This is a genomic window from Longimicrobium sp. (assembly GCF_036399935.1).
In the GTDB taxonomy this organism is placed as follows: Bacteria; Gemmatimonadota; Gemmatimonadetes; order Longimicrobiales; family Longimicrobiaceae; genus Longimicrobium.
The window spans coordinates 47,476-68,591 of record NZ_DASWMD010000051.1; the positions used below are offsets into that span (position 1 = coordinate 47,476).

Consider the following 21,116-nt stretch of genomic DNA (forward strand, 5'->3'; position numbering starts at 1 on the left):
GCGCGCCCGCATCCTAAAATGTTTCTCTCGTCTGTATCCAGCCGTCTCGTGAGTAACCGTGACGTGATATTGGGGAAGTACCGCAACCCGTAGTCAGAACGGGCGATGTTCGACGCCTCTCGCCGGTGTGTCAGCCACGCGATCCGTTTGAGATAGCACCACCCGGACTTCTTCCATGACCATCTTCAGCTTGCGAAACCGGCTCGTAGACGACTACCGGGCCTACGTCGAGAGTTTCATCGAGATCCGCGACCCGGCAATCCGTGATCGGGTCGGCCAGGAGTTCGCGGGGGGCCTGCTCTGGCCGGAGCCGCTCCTCCAACTCAATCCCTTCTTTGCCCCCGGCGACGACGTGGACACGCTGGTGCGCGAGGGCGTTCTCCACCCGGAATGCGGGCGGATCTTCCGCAAGGACAAGACTGAGGACGACCCGGAGGGCAAGCCGCTCCGGCTCCACCGGCATCAGTCGGACGCAGTGCGAGTGGCACGCGGCGATCACAACTACGTGCTCACCACCGGCACGGGCTCGGGGAAGAGCCTGGCCTACATGATCCCCATCGTGGACCGCGTGCTGAGGAACGGCACCGGACAGGGCGTGCAGGCCATTGTCGTGTACCCCATGAACGCGCTGGCGAATAGCCAGTATGGCGAACTGGAGAAGTTCCTCCACGCCGGCTATCCCGGTGGGCCGCCCGTACGCTTCGAGCGCTACACGGGGCAGGAGGACCAAGCGAAGCGCAGGCAGATTCTAGATGATCCGCCGGATATCCTGCTCACGAATTACGTGATGCTGGAGCTGATCCTCACTCGCGTGAACGACCGCCGGCTCGTGGAATCCGCACGGGATCTGCGCTTCCTAGTGCTGGACGAGTTGCACACCTACCGGGGCCGGCAGGGAGCCGACGTCTCGATGCTCGTCCGGCGCGTTCGCGACCTGTTGGAAGCGGAGCGGCTGCAGTGCGTGGGGACCTCCGCCACGCTCGCGGGAGAGGGTGGCTTTGACCAGCAGCGCGCGGAGGTGGCGCTGGTCGCCAGCCAGGTATTCGGCGCCGATGTGCACCCCGAGCATGTCATCGGTGAGACGCTACGGCGCGTTACGCCGGAGTTGGACGTTCACGATCCGGCCGCCACAGGACGGCTCGCAAGCTGTGCGGCGGGCGACGCGCCTTCCCCCGCCACGCGCGAGGAGTTCCTGCGGACGCCGCTGGCGTCCTGGATAGAGACCACTTTCGGGATCGTGGAGAAAGATGGGCGGCTGGTGCGGGCTACCCCGCGCAGCATCGGTGGGGAGAGCGGCGGGGCGGAACTGCTGAGCAGGCGGACCGGCGTGGACGCGGCGCGGTGCCGCCGTGCCATTGAGCAGGCCCTGCTGGACGGTTTCCGCTTCCGGGACCCGGAGACGGGGAAGCCGGTCTTCGCGTTTCGCCTGCACCAGTTCATCAGCCGGGGCGACACGGTCTACGCCACGCTGGAGGCGCCGGAGGTGCGGCAGGTGGCGCTGCAGGCGCAGCAGTTCGCGCCCAACGACCGCGGCCGCATCCTCCTTCCCTTGGCCTTCTGCCGGGAGTGCGGCCAGGAGTACTACTCGGTCCGCGTCGCCCGGCCGGCGGGCGGCAGCCGGGTGTTCGCCCGCCGGGATCCGTCTGACCGGCTGGAGGAGGAAGGGAAGGACCTTGGGTTCCTCTTCGTGGGCGAGGTGAGTGCGCCGGCTGCGGAAGGCGACGCGGCGGACGAGACCGGCGGCTACCCGGACGCGGAGCGGATCCGCGTAGGCCTGCTGGGGGTGGAGGACGACGGGGGTACGGCGTGCCTCTTCCTTCCCGCGCCCTTTCGCCGCTGCCTGGGATGCGGGGTGGAGTACAACGCGCGCCAGCGCTCCGACTTCTCCAAATTGGGGACGCTGGGGTCGGAGGGGCGAAGCACGGCGACAACCATCCTGAGCCTCTCGTCCGTGCGCGCGCTGCGTGAAGCGGCCAACCAGGGCGATTCGCTGGCGGCAAAGCTCCTCTCCTTCACCGACAACCGGCAGGACGCGTCGCTTCAGGCGGGGCACTTCAACGACTTCGTGGAGATCGCCACGCTGCGCGCGGCGCTGTACCGCGCCGTCCTCAAGGCCGGGCCAGACGGCGTTACGCACGAGGAATTGACGCAACGGGTGTTCGACGCGCTGGCGCTTCCGTTCGACGCGTACGCGGCGGACCCCGGGGTGCTGTTCCAGGCGGAGCAGCAGACCAAGCGCGCGCTGCGCGAGGTGCTGGGCTACCGGCTATACCGCGACCTGAAGCGCGGGTGGCGGGTGGTGATGCCCAACCTGGAGCAGTCGGGGCTGCTGGAGATCCGCTACCAGTCGCTGAAGGAACTCTGTGAGCACGAACTGAGTTGGCAGCGGCGCCATCCCGCCCTGGCGGCGGCATCGCCCCAGGTGCGGATGGCGGTGGCGCGCACGCTTCTGGATTTCATGCGCCGCGAGCTGGCCATCGGGGTGAACTACCTGGACGCAGGCTTCCAGGAGTCGCTGCGCCAGCTTAGCGGCCAGCGGCTGCGCGCGCCGTGGGCGCTGGATGAGAGTGAAACGCTGGAGTACGCGCGGACGCTGTACCCGCGGCCGTCCTCGCCCGGCGACTGGCGAGGCCACGTCTACCTGTCGCCCCGCAGCGGGTTCGGGCTGTACCTGAAGCGCGCGGAGACGCTGCCTCATTGGACGCATCCGCTGAACGAGGAAGCGCGGAAGGAGATCATCCACGACCTGCTGCAGTGCCTGCGGGTAGCCGGGCTGGTGGAGCAGGTAGAGGATCCCAGGCCCGGCGACGTGCCCGGCTACCAGCTTCCAGCTTCCGCGCTGCTCTGGGTGGCCGGCGACGGAACACAGGCGTTCCACGATCCCATCCGCGTCCCCAGCGCGCCGGACCAGGGCGGGCGTGTGAACCCGTACTTCGTGGAGCTGTACCGCCAGGAAGCCGCCGCGCTGGGAGGACTCGAGGCGCGCGAGCACACAGCGCAGGTCAAGTACGAGAAGCGGCTGGAACGCGAATCCGACTTCCGCACCGGAAAGCTTCCCATCCTGTACTGCTCGCCCACAATGGAGTTGGGGGTGGACATTGCGGATCTGAACACCGTGAGCCTGCGCAATGTCCCGCCCACCCCGGCGAACTACGCGCAACGCAGCGGGCGCGCGGGGCGCAGCGGTCAGCCGGCGCTGGTGTTTACCTACTGCTCGTCAGGTAGCTCGCACGACCAGTACTTCTTCAAACGCCCGGAGTTGATGGTCTCGGGCGCCGTCACGCCACCGCGCATCGACTTGGCTAACGAGGACCTGGTGCGGTCGCACGTGCACGCGGTGTGGCTGACTGAGGTGGCGCTGGACTTGGGCGGCTCGGTGAAGGATATCCTGGACCTGGAGGACGAAGAGCTTCCGCTGGCGGGGTGGGTGCGGGAGAAAGTGGAGGACGCGGCGGCGCGGCAGCGCGCGCGTACTCGCGCCGCCGCGGTGCTGGCCAGCATGGGAGAGGAACTGGAGCGCTCGGACTGGTTCGGGTCGGGGTGGCTGGACGGCGTGCTGGAGCAGGTGGTGCGCGAGTTTGACACGGCGGTGGATCGCTGGCGCGACTTGTACCGCGCCGCGCGGACGCAGCAGGCGGCGCAGAACGCCGTGGTGCTGGACGTGGCCCGCGCCGAGCGCGAGCGCAACGAGGCGCGGCGGCTGCGCTCCGAGGCCGAGGCCCAGATCAAGCTGCTGACCGGGACCGACGAAGGCTTTCAGTCCGACTTCTACTCGTACCGCTACTTCGCCAGCGAGGGGTTCCTGCCCGGCTACAACTTCCCGCGCCTTCCGCTCTCGGCGTTCATCCCCGCTCGGCAGGTTCGCGACCGCGACGAGTATCTGCAGCGCCCGCGGTTCCTGGCCATCTCGGAGTTCGGGCCGCAGGCGGTGGTTTACCACGAGGGTTCCAAGTATGTCATCAACAAGGTCATCCTTCCCCCGGACGCGGGGGAGGAGCTAACCACCAGCCGGATGAAGCAGTGCGGGCGCTGCGGCTACGCGCACCCGGTGGCGGAAGGCGACGGGCCGGACCTGTGCGAGCAGTGCGGTGAGGCGCTCACGCTGACGCTGCGGCCCCTGTTCCGCCTGCAGAACGTGGCCACCAAGAGGCGCGACCGCATCAACTCCGACGAGGAGGAACGCTTTCGGCTGGGTTACGAGATCCGTACGGGCGTGCGCTTCGTGGACCACGGGGAGAAGCCGTCGCAGCGCGTGGCGGTGGTGCGCGGGGCGAACGGGGCGGAGCTGGGGACGCTGCGCTACGGCCACGCGGCCACCATCTACCGGGTGAACCTGGGGTGGCGGCGGCGCAAGCACGCGCACGTGCACGGGTTCGTGCTGGACGTGGAGCGCGGCTACTGGGAGTCCAACGCGGCGCTGGACGAGCAGGGGCGCGAGGACCCGCTCTCGGGGCGGGCCATGCGGGTGATCCCCTTCGTGGAGGATCGCCGCAACGCGCTGATCTTCGAGCCGGCGGCGCCCTTGGGCGCGAAGGTCATGGCGTCGCTGCAGGCGGCGCTCAAGAGCGCCATCCAGATCCACTTTCAACTGGAAGACCAGGAGCTCGCGGCCGAGCCCCTTCCCGACTGGACGTCGCGCAACCGCATCCTCTTCTTCGAGGCGTCCGAAGGTGGGGCGGGGGTGCTGCGGCGGCTGGTGGATACGGACGAGGTGGAGCAGCTGTCTGCGATCGCGCGTCGGGCCCTGGACCTGTGCCACTTCGACCCCGCCACGGGCGTGGACCTGCGGCGCGCGCCGCGCGCGACAGAGGACTGCGAAGCGGCCTGCTACAATTGCCTAATGAGTTACGGGAACCAGCTGGACCACGGCGACCTGGACCGCCAGAAGATCCGTGGCCTGCTCCTGGAGCTGGCCACGGCGCGGGTGGAGCCCCGGGCGATACCCTCCAGCCGCGCGGAGCACGCGGGGAGCCTGGCGGACGGCGACGGGGTGGAGGCGCGCTGGGTGCGCTGGCTGCAAACGCATGACCTGAGGCTCCCGAGCCGCGCCCGCCCGCTGCTGGAGCGGTGCGGGGCGCGTCCAGACTTCGTGTACGACGACGAGTACGCGGCGGTGTACGTGGACGGCGGCCCGGAGCGCGCCGTGCGCGACGCCGAGCGCATGGCCGAGATCGAGGACTTCTACACCGTGATCCGCTTTGGGCCGGAAGCCAACTGGGATGAGACGGTGCGCCGCTTTGGCGACGTGTTCCGGAGGCGCGCGTGAGCTTTTCCGTGGGATCGCTGGTGCAGGCGCGGGGCCGCGAGTGGGTGGTGCTCCCGCAGTCTACGGACGACCTGCTCGTCCTGCGCCCGCTGGGAGGCACGGAGGACGAGGTGGCGGGGATCTACCTGCCCCTGGAGGCGGTGAGGCCGGCCACCTTCGACCTTCCCGATCCGGAGCGGCCCGGCGACTACCGCTCGTCGCGGCTGCTGCGGGACGCCGTGCGGCTGGGGTTCCGGTCCAGCGCCGGCCCGTTCCGCTCCTTCGCACGTCTGGGGGTGGATCCGCGTCCGTACCAGCTGGTGCCGCTGCTGATGGCGCTGAAGTTGGACCCCGTCCGCCTGCTGATCGCAGACGACGTGGGGATCGGCAAGACGGTGGAGGCGGGGCTGATCGCGCGCGAGCTGCTGGACCGCGGCGAGGTGGAGCGGATGGCGGTGCTGTGCCCGCCGCACCTGGCGGAGCAGTGGCAGGCGGAGCTGCGCGACAAGTTCCACCTGGAGGCGGAGCTGGTGCTCCCCGGCACGGTGTCGCGGTTGGAGCGGCACAAGCGCTTCGACGAGTCGGTGTTCGAGCGCTTTCCCATCGTGATCGTATCGACGGACTTCATCAAGAGCGATCGACGCCGCTTCGAGTTCCTGCGCACCTGCCCGGAGCTGGTAATCGTGGACGAGGCGCACACCTGCGCCTGGGGCGGCGAGGGGCGGGGTAACCACCAGCGCCACCAGCTGCTCCGGGAGCTCGCGGACAAGCCGTCGCGCCACCTGGTGCTGGTGACGGCTACGCCCCACAGCGGCAACGAAGAGGCGTTCCGTTCACTCCTCTCCCTGCTGGACCGCGGCTTTGCCCACCTGCCGGACGACCTTTCCGGCGCGCAGAACGAGGCACACCGGCGGCGGCTGGCCGCGCACCTGGTGCAGCGGCGGCGCGCGGACATCCGCCACTACATGGACGCCGACACGCCCTTTCCCGAGCGCGCGGAGGCGGAGGAGACGTACACGCTCTCACCCGCGTACCGGCGGCTCTTTGACCGGGTGCTGGCCTACGCGCGCGAGACGGTGCGCCAGGGCGACGAGGGTGCGCACCGCAGCCGCGTGCGCTGGTGGGCGGCCCTTTCGCTGCTGCGCGCGCTGGCATCGTCGCCGGCGGCGGCGGCGGCCACGCTGCGCAGCCGTGCGGCCTCGGCCGACACCGACACCGTGGACGAGGCGGACGAGGTGGGGCGACGCTCGGTGCTCGACCTGGTGGAGGACGAGTCGGCGGAGGGCGTGGACGTGGCGCCGGGAGCGGACCCGGGCGAGGGGAGCGACGACGCGCCGGCCCGCCGCCGGCTGCGGGAGATGGCGCGCGAGGCCGACGCCCTGCGCGGCGAGGGCGACGCCAAGCTGCAGAAGGCGGTGCAGATGGTGCGCCGGCTGGTGGCGGACGGGTTTCGCCCCATCGTGTTCTGCCGCTTCATCCCCACGGCGGAGTACGTGGCCGACGCGCTGCGGGTGGCCCTTCGCGGGGTGGACGTGGCGGCTGTGACGGGGACGCTGCCGCCCGATGAGCGCGAGGCGCGGGTGCTGGCGATGGGGGACGCGGAGAAGCGGGTGCTGGTGTGCACGGACTGCCTTTCCGAGGGCGTGAACCTGCAGGAGCTGTTCGACGCCGTGCTGCACTACGACCTGTCGTGGAACCCCACGCGGCATGAGCAGCGCGAGGGGCGGGTGGACCGCTTCAACCAGCCGAAGCCGGAGGTGCGGGTGGTGACGTACTACGGCACGGACAACCAGATCGACGGGATCGTGCTGGACGTGCTGCTGCGCAAGCACCGCGAGATCCGCCGCAAGCTGGGCGTCTCGGTGCCGGTGCCGGTGGACACGGACCGCGTGGTGGAGGCCATCTTTGAAGGGCTGCTGCTGCGCGGGCGCGGCGGGGGCGCGGCCGAGCAGCTGGCATTGTTCGAGGAGCACTTTCGCCCCCAGAAGGAAGAGCTGTTCCGCGAGTGGGAGGCCGTTTCCACCCGGGAGCGGCGCTCGCGCACCATGTTCGCGCAGGAGTCGCTCAAGCCCGACGAGGTGGCGCGCGAGCTGGCGGCGGTGCGCGACGCCATTGGCGCGGGCGTGGACGTGGAGGCGTTCACCGCGGAGGTGCTGCGCGCCGCCGGGGCCGCGGTGCGGCAGGCGGACGGCGCGCTGGAGGTGGATCTGGCGGAGGCGCCCGGCTCTCTCCGCGAGGCCGTCGGGATGAGCGACCGTTTCCGCGCCCGCTTCGCCCGGCCGGTGGGCGAGCGAGAGGTGCACCTGACGCGCACGCATCCGGTGGTGGAGGGGCTGGCCACCTGGGTGATGGATACGGCGCTCGATCCTCTGGGCCAGGGGGTGGCCCGGCGCGCGGGCGCCATCCGCACCCGCGCCGTAGAGCGCCGCACGACGGTGCTGCTGCTGCGCCTGCGCTACCACATCGTAGTCACCCGCGGCGACGCGGAGCGCGCGCTGCTGGCGGAAGACGCGCGGCTGGTGGCGTTCGCGGGGGCGCCGGCGAATCCCCAGTGGCTCCCCGCCGGGGCAGCAGAGGCGCTACTGGCTGCGTCGCCGGACGCCAACGTTACGCGCGACCAGGCGGCGGACTACATCCGCCAGGTGGTGGAGGGCTTCGACGCCCTGAACCCGCGGCTGGACGAGGTGGCCCGCGAGCGCGGCGACGAACTGCTCGAGGCTCACAAGCGCGTCCGCGCGGCCGCGGCGCAGAAAGGGGTCCGCTATCGCGTGGAGGCGCAGCTTCCGCCCGATGTCCTGGGCATCTATCTCTATCTGCCGACCTGATACTGCAGAGTACACGGAACGTTTACAAGGGTACACATCACCGTAATCGGCTGCTGAATCAGTTGATCCGGCTTCATCTTTTCCTCGCTCCGCTATACCGTCCCGATGCGTTCTCGCGGTTCCAACCCGTTCACCACCGTCCGCACTGAGGGCGGGCTGCTTCCCGTGGACCTGCTGCAGCGCGTGGCCGAGGGCGACGCGCGGCTGGGGGGACTCTCGCCGGAGGCCTACCACCTGTCGGGCGAAAAGGTGGGGGAGGCGGTCTCGCGTTCCTGGCAGCGGCTGCTGGGGGCGTGGCGCGCCTTCCGCTCGGCCGCGGATAAGCTTTCTGAGTCGGAGGCGGGAACGTCGGTAACGCGCGAGAAGTGGCTGCTGCCCCTATTGCAGGAGCTGGGATATGGCCGCTTGGTAGGGCGGGGGACGGTGGAGGTGGACGGCGTGTCGTACCCCGTTTCCCACGCGTGGGAGCATGCGCCCATCCACCTCCTTGGGTTTCGCGTGGAGCTGGACCGGCGGACCGCGGGCGTGGCGGGGGCGGCGCGCACGTCGCCCCATGGGCTGGTTCAGGAGGTGCTGAACCGCTCGGACGCGCACCTGTGGGGCTTTCTTTCGAATGGCCACCGGCTGCGAATCCTCCGCGACAGCGTGAGCTTGGCGCGGCCGGCCTACGTGGAGTGGGACCTGGAGGCGATGATGGAGGGCGAGGTCTACCCGGACTTCGTCCTCCTCTGGCTGCTGTGCCACCAGTCGCGGGTGGAGGCGGCGCGCCCGGAGGAGTGCTGGCTGGAGCGCTGGGCGCGTGCGGCGCAGGAGCAGGGGACGCGCGTGATGGAAGACCTACGCTTGGGGGTGGAGCACGCGATCAACGCCTTGGGCACGGGGTTCCTGGCGCACCGCGAGAACGCGGTGTTGCGTGACCGGCTGCGCACCGGTGAGCTGGACCGGCAGGAGTACTACCGGCAGCTGCTGCGGGTCGTCTACCGCATGCTCTTTCTGTTCGTGGCCGAAGACCGCGGGCTGCTGCTGGATCCGGCGGCGCCGACGGAGGCGCGGGAGCGCTACACGCGCTGGTACTCTACGGCCCGGCTGCGGCGGCTGGCGCAGCGGCGCACGGGTACGCGTCACGGGGACTTGGTGCAGGGACTGTGGCTGGTGATGCGTCAGCTGGGCGAAAAGGGTGGGTGTCCGGAGTTGGGGCTGCCGGCGCTGGGCTCCTTTCTCTTTTCGCTGGAGGCGGCGGCGGCGCTGGAGGGGCTGGCTATCGACAACCGGCACCTGCTGGACGCGCTGCGGGCGCTGGCGTTTACCACCGACCGGCACCGGCTGCGCCCGGTGGACTTTCGCAACTTGGGCTCGCGTGAGCTGGGAAGCGTCTACGAGTCGCTGCTGGAGCTTCACCCCGAACTCAACGTGGACGCGGGGACGTTCGTGCTGCGGACGGTGAGTGGCAGCGAGCGTAAGACGACGGGCAGCTACTACACGCCGGAGTCGCTCATCCAGGCACTGCTGGACTCGGCGCTGGATCCCGTGCTGGACCAGGCGGCGCGCTCAGCGGACCCGGCGGCGGCCATACTGGCCCTCAGGGTGTGCGACCCCGCGTGCGGCTCAGGGCACTTTCTGATCTCGGCGGCGCACCGCATCGCACAGCGGCTGGCGGCCGCGCGCTCGCCCGAGGAGGAGCCCAGCCTGGAGGTGCAGCGCCACGCGCTGCGCGACGTGATCGGCCACTGCGTGTACGGGGTGGACCTGAACCCCATGGCGGTGGAGTTGTGCAAGGTGAGCCTGTGGATGGAGGCGCTAGAGCCCGGCCGTCCGCTCTCATTCCTGGACCACCGCATCCAGGTGGGCAACTCGCTGCTGGGCACCACGCCGGCGCTGCTGCGCGGCGGCATTCCCGACGAGGCGTTCACGCCCATCGAGGGAGACGACCGCAAGCTTTGCACCGAGTTCAAGAAGCAGAACAAGCGCGAGCGGCTGTCGGAGCAGATGGGGTTCTTCGTGGAACTGGGCGGGGGGGTGGCCAACGAGCTTTCCGAGGCTATGCGCACGGTGGACGCGCTTCCCGATGACACCTTCGACGAAGTGCAGCGCAAGCAGGCGGCGTACGCCGAGTTGGTGCGCTCCGGTGGCTACGGGCGCTTTCGGCGGCTGGCGGATGCATGGTGTGCGGCGTTCGTGTGGAGGAAGACAAAGGATTTCCCGTACGCCATCACGGAGGAGGTCTTTCGCCGCATCGAGCGCAACCCCGACCACCTGCCGGGGTGGATGCGCGACGAGATCGACCGCCTGCGCGAGCAGTACCAGTTCTTTCACTGGCACTTGGCCTTCCCCGACGTATTCCGCGTGTCGGAGCGGCCCGAGGTGAAGGGGAACGACCCGATCGGGTGGGAGGGCGGGTTCGACGTGGTGCTGGGCAACCCGCCTTGGGAGAGACTTAAGCTGCAGGAGAAAGAGTGGTTCGCCGCTCGTGTTCCTGAAGTGGCAAGTGCGCCGACCTCGGCCACGCGAAAAAGAATGATCAAAGCACTCGAGGCTGGGCATCCTACGCTTTACTCTGCGTTTTTGGAAGACCGGCGGCAAGCAGAGGGTGAAAGTCACGTCGTGCGCAATTCTGAGCGATTCCCTCTGTGCGGTCGTGGTGACGTCAACACCTATGCCCTTTTTGCGGAGATCAATCTCCAGCTCATTGGAGATCACGGGCGGATTGGGTGCATCGTACCATCAGGCATCGCAACGGACGACACGACGAAGTTCTTCTTTCAAACACTGATGCAAACAGCTACCCTTCACAGCCTCTACGATTTCCAGAGCGGACCGGGGCTCTTTGCTGATATCGGCCACGCGCGTTTCAAGTTTTGCTTGTTAACAATTGCAGGTCGTAAATCGCCTACAAAGAAGGGTGCCGAATTTGCCTTCTTTATCCGTAATTCTGATGAACTTCTCGATGCAGGGAGACGTTTCACGTTATCGGCAGAAGACATCGCTCTCCTCAATCCAGTTTCCCACACATGTCCTATCTTCCGGAGTCGGCGCGATGCGGATATCACTATCGCACTCTATAGGCGAATACCGGTGCTGATCAACGGTGGTGATGATCGTCAAAATTCTTGGCAGATCATTCTTTCGCGAATGTTCGATATGACCAATGATTCCGCTATATTCAGAACCAAAGAAACGATCGACGCAGATGGATGGACTCCGCGTGGAGTGACTTACATCCGCAGCAATGAAGAGCTCGTTCCGCTTTATGAGGCAAAGATGTTCCACCATTTTGACCACCGGTTTGGTGATTACCAAGATAAAATGGAGGATTCCCAAAGTACGTCTCTACCTGATGTCCCGCTGCACCGCCGAATTGATCCTGCATATTCTGTATGGCCAAGATACTGGGTTCCCGCCCCCGCGGTAGCAACGGCTGTGAACTTGCGATGGGATCGACGGTGGTTCTTGGCATACCGTTGGGTGTCGAATGCGACTAACGAACGAACTCTCATCGCTTCCATCGCTCCGCGAGCAGCGTTTGGCAATAGCTGCCCTGTCGTTCTCTTTGCATCTGAAGTGATTCCGCTAATCCCCTGCTTATTAGGCTGCCTTTCATCGTTCGTGACAGATTATGCTGTGAGACAGAAACTTGGCGGAGTGAATATGACCTTCGGTACGATGCAGCAGATTCCGGCATTGCGTCCGGCGAGTTACCAGGTAAATGCATCTTGGAATACTGATGTAACTATTTCTAATTGGATGATACCGAGAGTTTTAGAACTGGTTTATACAGCTTGGGACATTGAGTTCTTCGCTCGAGATTGCGGCTATGACGGCCCGCCGTTCCGCTGGGACGACGAGCGCCGCTTTCTGCTGCGCTGCGAGCTTGATGCCGCGTTCTTTCACCTGTACTGCATCGAGCGCGACGACGTGGGCTACGTCATGGACACGTTCCCCATCGTCCGCCGCAAGGACGAGGCGGCGCACGGCGAGTACCGTACCAAACGCGTGATCCTGGAGATCTACGACGAGATGGCGGAGGCTGCGCGTACGGGCACGGAGTACCGCACCCGACTGGACCCGGGGCCTGCGGACCCGCGTGTGGCGCATCCAGAGGCGACCAGACCTGCAGGGGCCGTTCGGCCTCGCTATGAGGTGCCGTTTGTCCCGGAAATGCCCTCATTCATCAATCCGGAGCCGACGGACGCGCTCATTGTTGTCTTGGCGCTGCTTCATGCATCCGGGGGAGCCCTGAGGCAGCAGGAACTAGCACGCGCATTCGCGTTGTGGAGCAAGCCAGCTCTGCTGGTGGCGGTGACTCCTGCCGAACTAGCGATCAAGGCAGCGAATTGGTCGGACCGGGTAGCCCAGCGGGGCATCGCCCCTGGTACGCTGGTGGCGGCGTTGGACGAACTCGTTAGTCGAGAGGTCTTGAAGCGGACCATCGACGATACATCACATGTCGTGGTGAACACGACCGGATTGACACCAGACGAGAGCGCGATTGACGCGTGGTTCCGCTTTGAGGCGCGGCTTGTTCTAGGCGTGCTCGCAACGGTGGCGTCAGAACGGGCTGGAGACGTGGACGCCGGGATCTCTGGCGAGGATCGAAACCTTCTTTCAGCCTGAGGAACTTGATGCAACTTCGATTACTTGGCATTGATCCCCCCGACCAGATCGAGCCTCATCCGGAGCGTCACGAGCCCGCGGTATGGATCAGGCGCGTGCGCGTGTTGAAAGAACTCCGTCCTGGCGTAGAGAACATCGTCCGCGACGTTGTGCTTCGCCGCGGATTGAACATCATCTGGGCGCCTCCCGAATCGGCAGCAGAAAACGCGCTGTTCCAAAGCGGCGTCGCCGGACATACCGCTGGAAAAACGACGTTCTGCCGACTGGTACGATATGCACTGGGTGAGCGAAGTTTTGCCTCCGAAACCACCCGGCGCAGAGTGCGTGACAAGTTGCCGATGGGCTGGCTTGTCGCCGAAGTGATCGTAGAGGGCCGCCCGTGGGCGGTCGCGCGCCCATTCGGTGTTGGCGCGCATCCGTTCTGCGTAGATGGTGGGACCGTTGATCAGGCGGTTGAAGGCGGTCATCGCTCCGAGTACAGGATGTTTCTGGATGCGATTGCATCAGCAACCACGACCATGCTTCCGGCGTCACGCTTCCCCACGCGTGACGAGGCTGTACAATGGGAGCACATCCTGCCGTGGCTGAGCCGTGACCAGGAGGCGCGATTCGCCGACCTTCTTGAGTGGCGGCATAGCTCGAGCAGCTCTGATGCACCGGCGCTGAACGTCGACGAGCGGCAATTCCTGGTTCGGTCCGTACTCGGCGTCATCACGGACGCGGAGCGCGAGGAGCAGCAGCGGAACGTGCGGCTGGTCGCCGAGCGGAAGGAGTCTGCGCAATGGGAACCTCGCCTTCGGTATCAAGCGACGGTCGATCACGAGCGCGTGCAAAAACTGCTCGGAATCAAAGTCGCGCCACCATCTTCCGAGCTCTTCGGTTCGGAAGCGCGAGTCGAACTCGATCGACGCAGGGCCGAGTGGGCCGAGAAGGAGAACGGATTGCGGACGTCCGATGTCCGAGAGTCCCTACGAATGCACCTCGAGCAGAAGGTAGCTAGCGAAGCGGTAGCGCGCCGCGATGTCGAGGACGCGCAGAGTCGGCTGGAAATCCAGAACGCTGCGATCGAACAGCTCGACAGCGTGTCAAGGGGAGAAGCACGAACAAACCTGTTAGCCTCTCTGCCTCCGTCGACGAGAGACTTCTGCAACGTTCCTCTCGCGCTGGCCCGTGAGCGCGGGTGTCCACTTGTGCCCGAGCGCCTGATTGACCTTTCGGAGCGGCGTGTGGAGCGCACTGCTGCCGAGGATCTCCAAATTCAGCGGCAGATCGCGACCGCTTTGGAAGCCGAGATCCAGCAGAAGCGTACAGGTCTGACAGTGACGGAGGCAGCAACTGCGGATGCACGCCGGGCCTATCTCAAGGCAACGACCGCCTTTGAAGACCAACGCGCGCGGCTTCTTGAGGAGCAAGCACAACTCCGCGAGGGGGAACGGCTCGCCACCAACGCGGAAGAGGCATCACAAAAGGCCACAGAGCTTGCAGAGGCTCTGGTTCGTCTCGGCACCGAGGTCGAGGAGTCTTACAAGCGGCAGGACTTGCTTCGCCAGGAAGGCCGTGAGGCGCTTGGACGCTTCTCCGCAACTTTCGACTACGTGGTGCGCGCCATCATTGGAGATGAAGTGACGGGTCGGGTCGATACTTCCGGCCGCAGCCTCAACTTGGTGGTGGATCATCAAGGCGAACGAGAGAGCGCTGCCCTGGAAACGGTGAAGCTGCTCGCGTTCGATCTCGCAGCCATGACGGATAGCATTCAGGGCCGGGGTTACTTCCCGCGCTTCCTGATACACGACGGCCCCCGCGAAGCCGACATGGCGGTGGGTGTGTACGAACGCCTGTTTCTCTATGCTCGCCGACTGGAGGAGTGCTTCAGTGGTGAGGCCAGTTTCCAGTACATCCTCACCACCACCACGCGACCGCCCGAACAGTTCCTGCACGATCCGTGGCTCCGACTGAAACTAGCTGGCGTTCCCGCGGAAGAACGGTTACTAGGGATGAATCTCTGATCGACAGCAACCTACGACACTTGATCGCCCGTGCTGGTGGGGCATCCTACATCGGCTCGTGCTCCGGCGTGCGGCGAGATGCCCAAGCATCTAAATGGACGGCGTTCACCTGATCTAACTTTCCTCGTAACTCCTTCTGAGTATGTGCAACGCATACGGCCATTCTCGTACCTGCAAGTGCGGTTTCGGTGGCGACACCGGCGGCGGCGGAACGCCTCGTACGCAGGTAGTCGCAAAGATTCGTGGCAGCGGTTGGAGCATCAGCACGCTTCGCTCGCGCCTCACGCATCCGACGAAGTGTTGGTGGTGTCAGAAGTCGGTCTACTTCCACCGCGACGAGAACGGCGGTTGCGCGCTCTTCGATGCACTCGGTTGGCCTTGGCCGGTCCACGGTTGCTGGACGAAGCACCAAGAGCAGCAGCGTGCACGCGCCATCAGCGGCTACGAGAGGGAGCTTCGCGCGATGGGGTTCGACGGGCTCACGTACCGTACCCGGGCAACCCCGGTGCTCGCTCCGCTGCCGGGCCACGAGCTGCCTCCGCTGCATGGATTCATCGTGCGGACAGTGCCGACGGACCCGTTGCTGGCTGGCCGCGCCAGGACAGGCGCGGAACTGCACTGGGTCGAAATCGAGGTGGCGAGCGCATTGTATCGGGTGGTATTTCCCGCGCGTGTGACCGCGCTTCTTCGCCCGCACCAGATCTGTTCGGTGGATGCACAGTGGCTGCGCCGCGAGCGCAAGTGGCACCTGCTCGCCCGCTCGATCACAGTTCGTGGAAGGGCGCAGGCCAAGGACACGACCATTGAAGGCTGGACCCTGCCGGATGCCCCCGCCTGCACGTGGTGCCAGCATACGATCGTGCAGGATACCGGGTGGGGACTCCACCCGGAGAACGGATTCGAGTGCGCTGCGTGTGGTACGGAGCGGGTGAGCATGAGCCCCGCCGATTTCAGGGGCCGCAGGAAGATCCAGAAGCTGCTGGACGAATCTGGCGTCACGCCCGTGCCGCCGGAGCTGGTCGGCAGCTATAGCCTGGATTGCAAAGGCGGCTCGGGCGCGCCGCTGAAGTTCACGTTGTCCAACGACCTCAGGTGGCGCACGGAGTACGGACGGACAAGCGGCCGATTTGCGCTGGGCCAGGACGAGATCCGGTTGTACGACGATACGCGGCTGCTCTACACGTTTCGGATCATTCGCTCTGCCAGTCACGATGGCATTCGGCTGGACGAGCTCGATGAGAAGGACCGCAGCCCGTTCCGCAAGGCCCGGCCAGGGAGCTATGAGGGCGTGCGGAGCTACCCTCCACAGAGGGTGGTGAAGCGGTCCGGCCCTGAAGAGTCCGCCCCACAGTCCTCGCGCACCCGCCCAGCCAAGCAGCGCAGGCCTGTGCAAGTAGCCAAGCCGGAGCCGCCGATTCAGCTAACTATTGGCAGGCCCGAGAGGGTGGTGAGTGGATTGCTGGACGTAGTCGAGCGAAGGGTGGTACAGATCCAGCACCTGGAGCAGGAACTTGACGGCCTGTACCCGCGCCTGGACCGGGAGCGTGACGAGGAACGCTGGAGCGGATTGCGCGATGTTGTGCTGGAGAAATCGGCACGCGTGAAGATCTTTGTAACCGAAGCGCGCGACGCGGTAAAGCGCCTGCGCAAGGTGCACAACAAGACGGCCAACTTTCTCCTTCTCCCCGGCGGACCTGCCTTGCGTGAGGGCCTCTATTCCGCGGAGAAGCGAGTGCCCGCCGCGGCTCGGCATCGCCCCGCAATTCCATCGTCGCCGCCGAAGCGTTCCGACAATATCCGCTCGCACCGAGAGGCCCGTCGCGCGGAGAACGGCTTTGGCGCGCTGCTGAAGCAGGCGTTGGACACACCTGGCCAGCCGGCTCGTCACCACATCTGACACACCAGTGCAGCAGCGGACGGGCGGTTCCGGTGCCCTGATGATGCCAAGTTACGGAACGGACCGTGATTTAGAATGCAGAGCTAACTGAGGTCCCTGCGGCAAGCTGAACGCTATGTACTATGCGGAGAGACGCGGATGACGATTCCCGCCTTGAACCCGGCGGCCCTGGACGCGATGAAGGAGCGCTTCCTGGCCCGCGTGGGCGACTTCGGAGACTTCCAGGACCAGGGCTCTCGCTACTGGGCCGACGAGCGGGCGTACAAGGACGAGTTCGCCGCGCGCTGCCGCGAGGCGCTCACGCCCGCGCTGTTCGCCACGGCCGGCAGTGCGGAGGGTGCACAGGCCGTCGCCGCCGCCACGCACCGGCTGCTCACAGTACGGCTGAACACCACCAGCACGCCGCAGAACCTGCTCAGCTGGCGGTACTTCGATTTCTTGCGAAAGATGCACGACGGCGAGCGCGTCGCCTTCGCCCCCGCGTTCGGCGACCTGCTGCTGGGCGAGGGGCCCGGCGCCGAGCGGCTGGGGCGCTTTTCCCGCGTAATGTGGCCCGTATGGAAGCGGATCCAAGGCGGCAACCCGTACGCGCTCAGCCGCAACTTTCCCACCCTTTTCTTGATGATGCTGTATCCCGACCACGACGTCGCCGTGCGCTCTGACATGTTCGGCGCGGCCGCGCGCGAACTGCTGGGTGACTGGCTGCTGCGTTACGCCCCGTTCGATGCCGTGCAGTACCAGGCCGTGATCGACTTCGCCCGCGGCGTGCGTCGCCAACTGGAAGCCTGGACCTGGCGCCCGCGCGACATGATCGACGTCCACAGCTTCCTCTGGGTCGCCACGCGCGACGATCGGGCGTATTCGCCCCCCGCGGAGGTGTCACCCACACTGGCGGGCGATACCGCCACGCCCGCGGAGGACTGATGGCGATCGATCCTGGCACCGAAGCGCTCCTGGCCGCCGCTGCGCACTGGCGTGACCGCTGCATGCTAGGCGAAGGCTCCGTGTTCTCGGAAGAGCGGCTCTGGACGCGGGAGCACCTGGGCGAGATGAATCGCTACTTCGTGGAGAACCTGGACACGGGCACCGGCACCTTCCTGGAAAAATTCCAGGCGCAGCTCGCCCCGGCCAGCCCCGGCGCTAAGCGGCTAGCTGCCGAGATGCTCTGGCTCCTTCTCCTCTTTCCCAACAACATCAGCCGCGACACCAAGGTCAATCAGATCGCCGTGGTGTGGGAGTGGTCGGGTGAGCCCTTTCCGCGCGAGCACCCGATGGTCAAGGCGCCGCTGGCCCGTGGCGTGGGAAGCGGCGGCATGGCGTTCAACAACCTGCGTTGGGCCGAGCTAGCCTTCCTGGTGGTCCTGATGCGCGACTGGCGCCGGCGAGAACGGCAGGAGCAGGAGCAGCTGCTGGCTGACGGGTGGCGGTTCGCGGGGTGGCTGGACGGAATTCCCGGCGCGCAGAACCGTCAGTTCCGCCACATGCTCCTCCACCTGCTGTTTCCGGAGACATTCGAGCGGATCTCCTCGGGTACCCACAAGCGCTGGGTCGACCATGCGTTCGCCGTCGAGCTTCAGGCGCCCGGCGTGGACGTTCCAGTTGGCACCGACCTCGTCACCCGCGATCGGCGCCTGCTGCTCATCCGCCGGGCGCTGGAAGGCAAGCACCCTGGCCAGCAGGTCGACTTTTATCTCTCCCCTTGGTGGGAGATGTGGCACCCTCAGCAGGAGGCGGATGGCGACGGCCCCGACGAGGCTCCCGTCCAGGTCCCGCCCGTCGTGGAACCGCCCGAAGACGAGCCGCCCTACGCCGCGCCGGCTTGGGGCGAAATCGTGGCTGCCGTCGCGCGGCAGGGGATCCGCATCGACGAGCGGACGCTGCGCCGTTACCACCTGGCGTTGGGCACCCGCGGATTCGTGGTCTTGGCCGGGGTTAGCGGGACGGGCAAGACTTGGCTGGCAGAGGCGTACGCCCGCGCCGTGGGCGCGCGGCACCTGGTTGTGCCCGTCGCGCCCAACTGGACGACGAACGAGGACCTGCTGGGATACGTGAACCCGCTGGACGGTCAGTACCACGACACGCCGTTCAGCCGCTTTCTGCGCGCCGCCGCCGCCGGGTACCTGGCCGCCAGTGAGCGCGAGCGCGCGCCGCGTCCGTTTCACTTGGTGCTGGACGAAATGAACCTGGCCCGGGTGGAGTACTACTTCGCCCGCTTTCTCTCCGCTATGGAGCTGCGCGCCCGCGACGGCACCGCCGCTATCGAGTTGGCGCCGGACGATGAGGTGCTCCTGCCGCCCAACCTGCTCTTCATCGGCACCGTCAACGTCGACGAGACTACCCACGGCTTTGCCGACAAGGTGTACGACCGCGCGCAACTGGTGGAGCTGGAGGCCTCGCGCGAGGCCATGGAGGCCCACCTCGCGGGCGCCGGGCACGGTCCCGCCTTGCTGGAGGTGTGGGATGCCGTGCGCGAGGTGGCCCCGTTCGCCTTCCGTGTGGCGGACGAGGTGGCGAAGTACGTCGCCACGGGCCAAGCGGCCAGCGCCTCGCCGGACGAGCTGCTCGACGAGCAGCTGCTCCAGAAGGTGCTGCCCAAGATTCGTGGCACCGACCTGCGCGTGGGCGCCGCGCTGGAGCGGCTGGAGGCGCTGGCGGACGGCCGCTATCCCCTGACCCACGCCCGGGTGCGTCGCATGCTCGACTCGTTCCGGCAGCATGGATTCGCCTCCTACTTCTGAGCCGGCCATCCGGCTGCTGGACGCTACCGGGCTCCCCTGCGCCGCCCCGCGCGAGTGGCAGCCGCACTGGGTCGAGGTGAACGTGCCCGCCGCGGAGTGGGAAACCGCCGAACTGCGCCGCAACACCCAGCCGCTGCCGCTATCGCTGCGGCGGCTGGGCGGCGCCGTGCGCGTCTTGGCCGAGTGGCCGCGCTCCGGGACGGGGAGTTACGCCCTCGCGCTCCGTACGCCAGCGGGCGAGCACCGGCGCGTGGTCACCATTCACCCGGAAAAGCTGTCGCCGGCATCCTTCGCCGGCCTGCTAGAAGATCTGGAGCTGCACCTCCCCGCCGCCATCGCCGTCGCCATTCAGCACGCCGGCGGCCTGGCGGGGGTGGAGCTCCTTCCGCCCGAGCTCTCCACCGTGGCTGAAGAGCTTCTCCGCCTGCGCCGTGCCGTGGAGGGCACGGCCAATCGCGCCGGCTTGTCCGACGCCCTAGCCGAGATCGCTCATGACCCGCACGTGGTCCTACACACGCGCGAGCTATGGGTGCGCCGCGCGCAGGCTCGCCGCCCGCACCCGGCCCGGCTGGTGCAAGCGTGGGCCCGGCCGGGGAACCTGGACCTGGAGCGGCGGCCGGAGCGGGTGCTGGACACGCGGGTGGAGCACTCCACCGACGTCTACGAGAACCGGCTGGTCCGCACCTTTGTGGAGCAGGTTCAGCAACGGTTGCGGCGCTTGGCGCGGCTCCCGGCAAGCGCATCCTCCGTGGGAGTGCGAAGCACCGTCGCCGCACTGGCGCGCAGGATGGCCGCGGCGCGAAGAGAGGCAGCGTTCCTCGAGAGTGTTGCGGCGCTCGAGCATGCGCCCCAGCGCGTGACCATGGTGCTGCTGCGCCGCCCCGGCTACCACGCGGCACTCGAGGGCTTGCTGGAGTTCCAGCGGAGCGTGGCCGTGCGACTGGACGCCCCCGCGCTTGATGCGCCGCTGGAGAACGCGCCCGCGCTCTACCAACTGTGGGGTACGCTGCAGGTCATCCATGCCGCGCTGGCGGTGGCGGGAGAGCTGGGATACCAAGTGATCGAGGAGCGCTTGGTCCGCCGCACCCCCGGTGCCGCGTTTCTACGCGTTCTCCCCGACGGCCGCCCTGCCGTCCTCCTGCGGCAACCCGTTACCGGGGTCGAGGTGCGCATCGTCCCCGAGCGCACGTACCGCAAGCACGGTGGGGAAGCGGGGCTATGGAGCACCACTTATGAGCAGCGGCCAGACTTAGCCGTCGAAGTCCTGCCGCCGGACGGCCCTGCCTCCGTCTACCTCTTCGATCCCAAGTACAAGCTGGATAGCGAGCTGCTTGAATCCGCAGGTGGCGCCGGCAAGCCGAAGAAGGTGGATATTGACAAGATGCATGCCTACCGCGACGCCATCCGCGACCGGGACGGGCGGCACGCTGTCCGGTATGCTGCTATCCTCTATCCAGGTCCGGAGCAGCGTTTTCCATACGGTGTCGAGGCGCTCACTGCATACCCGGGCTCCGCCCTGCCTCTAGTGGATCGGCTGCAGGAGGTCCTCCGGGAAGCCCTACGGTGACGAGACGACATCCGAAGTCGGGCAGCGCGTCAACGCCAATTGAAGTCGCGAAAAAATGGAAAAAGGAAAATCCCGATCAAGCTTGTCGAACGGGGCCTTACACAAATTGGCATCCGCCCGCTGCTGGCTGAACTCTTGAAAGTCGTGCAGTACCTGAAGGGTCGGTCGCCCGCGGATGCTGTACCAGGAGTTCTCGCATCTGAAGTAGCGGTACTGGGGTGAACACC

At 66.7% G+C, this 21,116-nt stretch carries 8 protein-coding genes; all 8 read left to right on the top strand.

What is annotated here, in order from left to right:
- Positions 1-175: 175 nt before the first annotated feature.
- Complete coding sequence (locus tag VGB24_RS15995) at positions 176-5,266, top strand: DEAD/DEAH box helicase (protein WP_331073951.1); 5,091 nt, start codon at positions 176-178, stop codon at positions 5,264-5,266.
- Positions 5,263-8,070 carry a helicase-related protein gene (locus VGB24_RS16000; protein ID WP_331073952.1) on the top strand — a complete coding sequence of 936 codons (2,808 nt, stop codon included), beginning with the start codon at positions 5,263-5,265 and terminating at the stop codon, positions 8,068-8,070. The genes VGB24_RS15995 and VGB24_RS16000 overlap by 4 nt, the downstream gene beginning before the upstream one ends.
- A 165-nt stretch (positions 8,071-8,235) precedes the next feature.
- Positions 8,236-12,681 (top strand): Eco57I restriction-modification methylase domain-containing protein, encoded by a 4,446-nt coding sequence (locus VGB24_RS16005; RefSeq protein ID WP_331073953.1) that lies wholly within the window; start codon positions 8,236-8,238, stop codon positions 12,679-12,681.
- Between the two features lie 8 nt (positions 12,682-12,689).
- Positions 12,690-14,687, top strand: a complete 1,998-nt coding sequence (locus VGB24_RS16010) for a hypothetical protein (protein WP_331073954.1) — start codon at positions 12,690-12,692, stop codon at positions 14,685-14,687.
- A gap of 142 nt (positions 14,688-14,829) precedes the next feature.
- On the top strand, positions 14,830-16,584 hold the full coding sequence (locus VGB24_RS16015) for a hypothetical protein (protein ID WP_331073955.1): 1,755 nt from the start codon (positions 14,830-14,832) through the stop codon (positions 16,582-16,584).
- A 138-nt stretch (positions 16,585-16,722) separates the two neighbouring features.
- Entirely contained in the window at positions 16,723-17,508 is a 786-nt protein-coding gene (locus tag VGB24_RS16020; RefSeq protein ID WP_331073956.1) for a hypothetical protein, read from the top strand.
- Complete coding sequence (locus VGB24_RS16025; RefSeq protein ID WP_331073957.1) at positions 17,508-19,322, top strand: AAA family ATPase; 1,815 nt, start codon at positions 17,508-17,510, stop codon at positions 19,320-19,322. The genes VGB24_RS16020 and VGB24_RS16025 overlap by 1 nt, the downstream gene beginning before the upstream one ends.
- 76 nt (positions 19,323-19,398) lie before the next feature.
- Positions 19,399-20,889 carry a DUF2357 domain-containing protein gene (locus VGB24_RS16030; protein WP_331073958.1) on the top strand — a complete coding sequence of 497 codons (1,491 nt, stop codon included), beginning with the start codon at positions 19,399-19,401 and terminating at the stop codon, positions 20,887-20,889.
- The last annotated feature ends 227 nt before the right edge of the window (positions 20,890-21,116 follow it).

What these genes read in the sequence shown, in the direction of transcription:
- VGB24_RS15995 (WP_331073951.1), top strand. Translation starts at nt 176, where the DNA reads ATGACCATCTTCAGCTTGCGAAACCGGCTCGTAGACGACTACCGGGCC.
- VGB24_RS16015 (WP_331073955.1), top strand. Translation starts at nt 14,830, where the DNA reads ATGTGCAACGCATACGGCCATTCTCGTACCTGCAAGTGCGGTTTCGGT.
- VGB24_RS16025 (WP_331073957.1), top strand. Translation starts at nt 17,508, where the DNA reads ATGGCGATCGATCCTGGCACCGAAGCGCTCCTGGCCGCCGCTGCGCAC.
- VGB24_RS16020 (WP_331073956.1), top strand. Translation starts at nt 16,723, where the DNA reads ATGACGATTCCCGCCTTGAACCCGGCGGCCCTGGACGCGATGAAGGAG.
- VGB24_RS16010 (WP_331073954.1), top strand. Translation starts at nt 12,690, where the DNA reads ATGCAACTTCGATTACTTGGCATTGATCCCCCCGACCAGATCGAGCCT.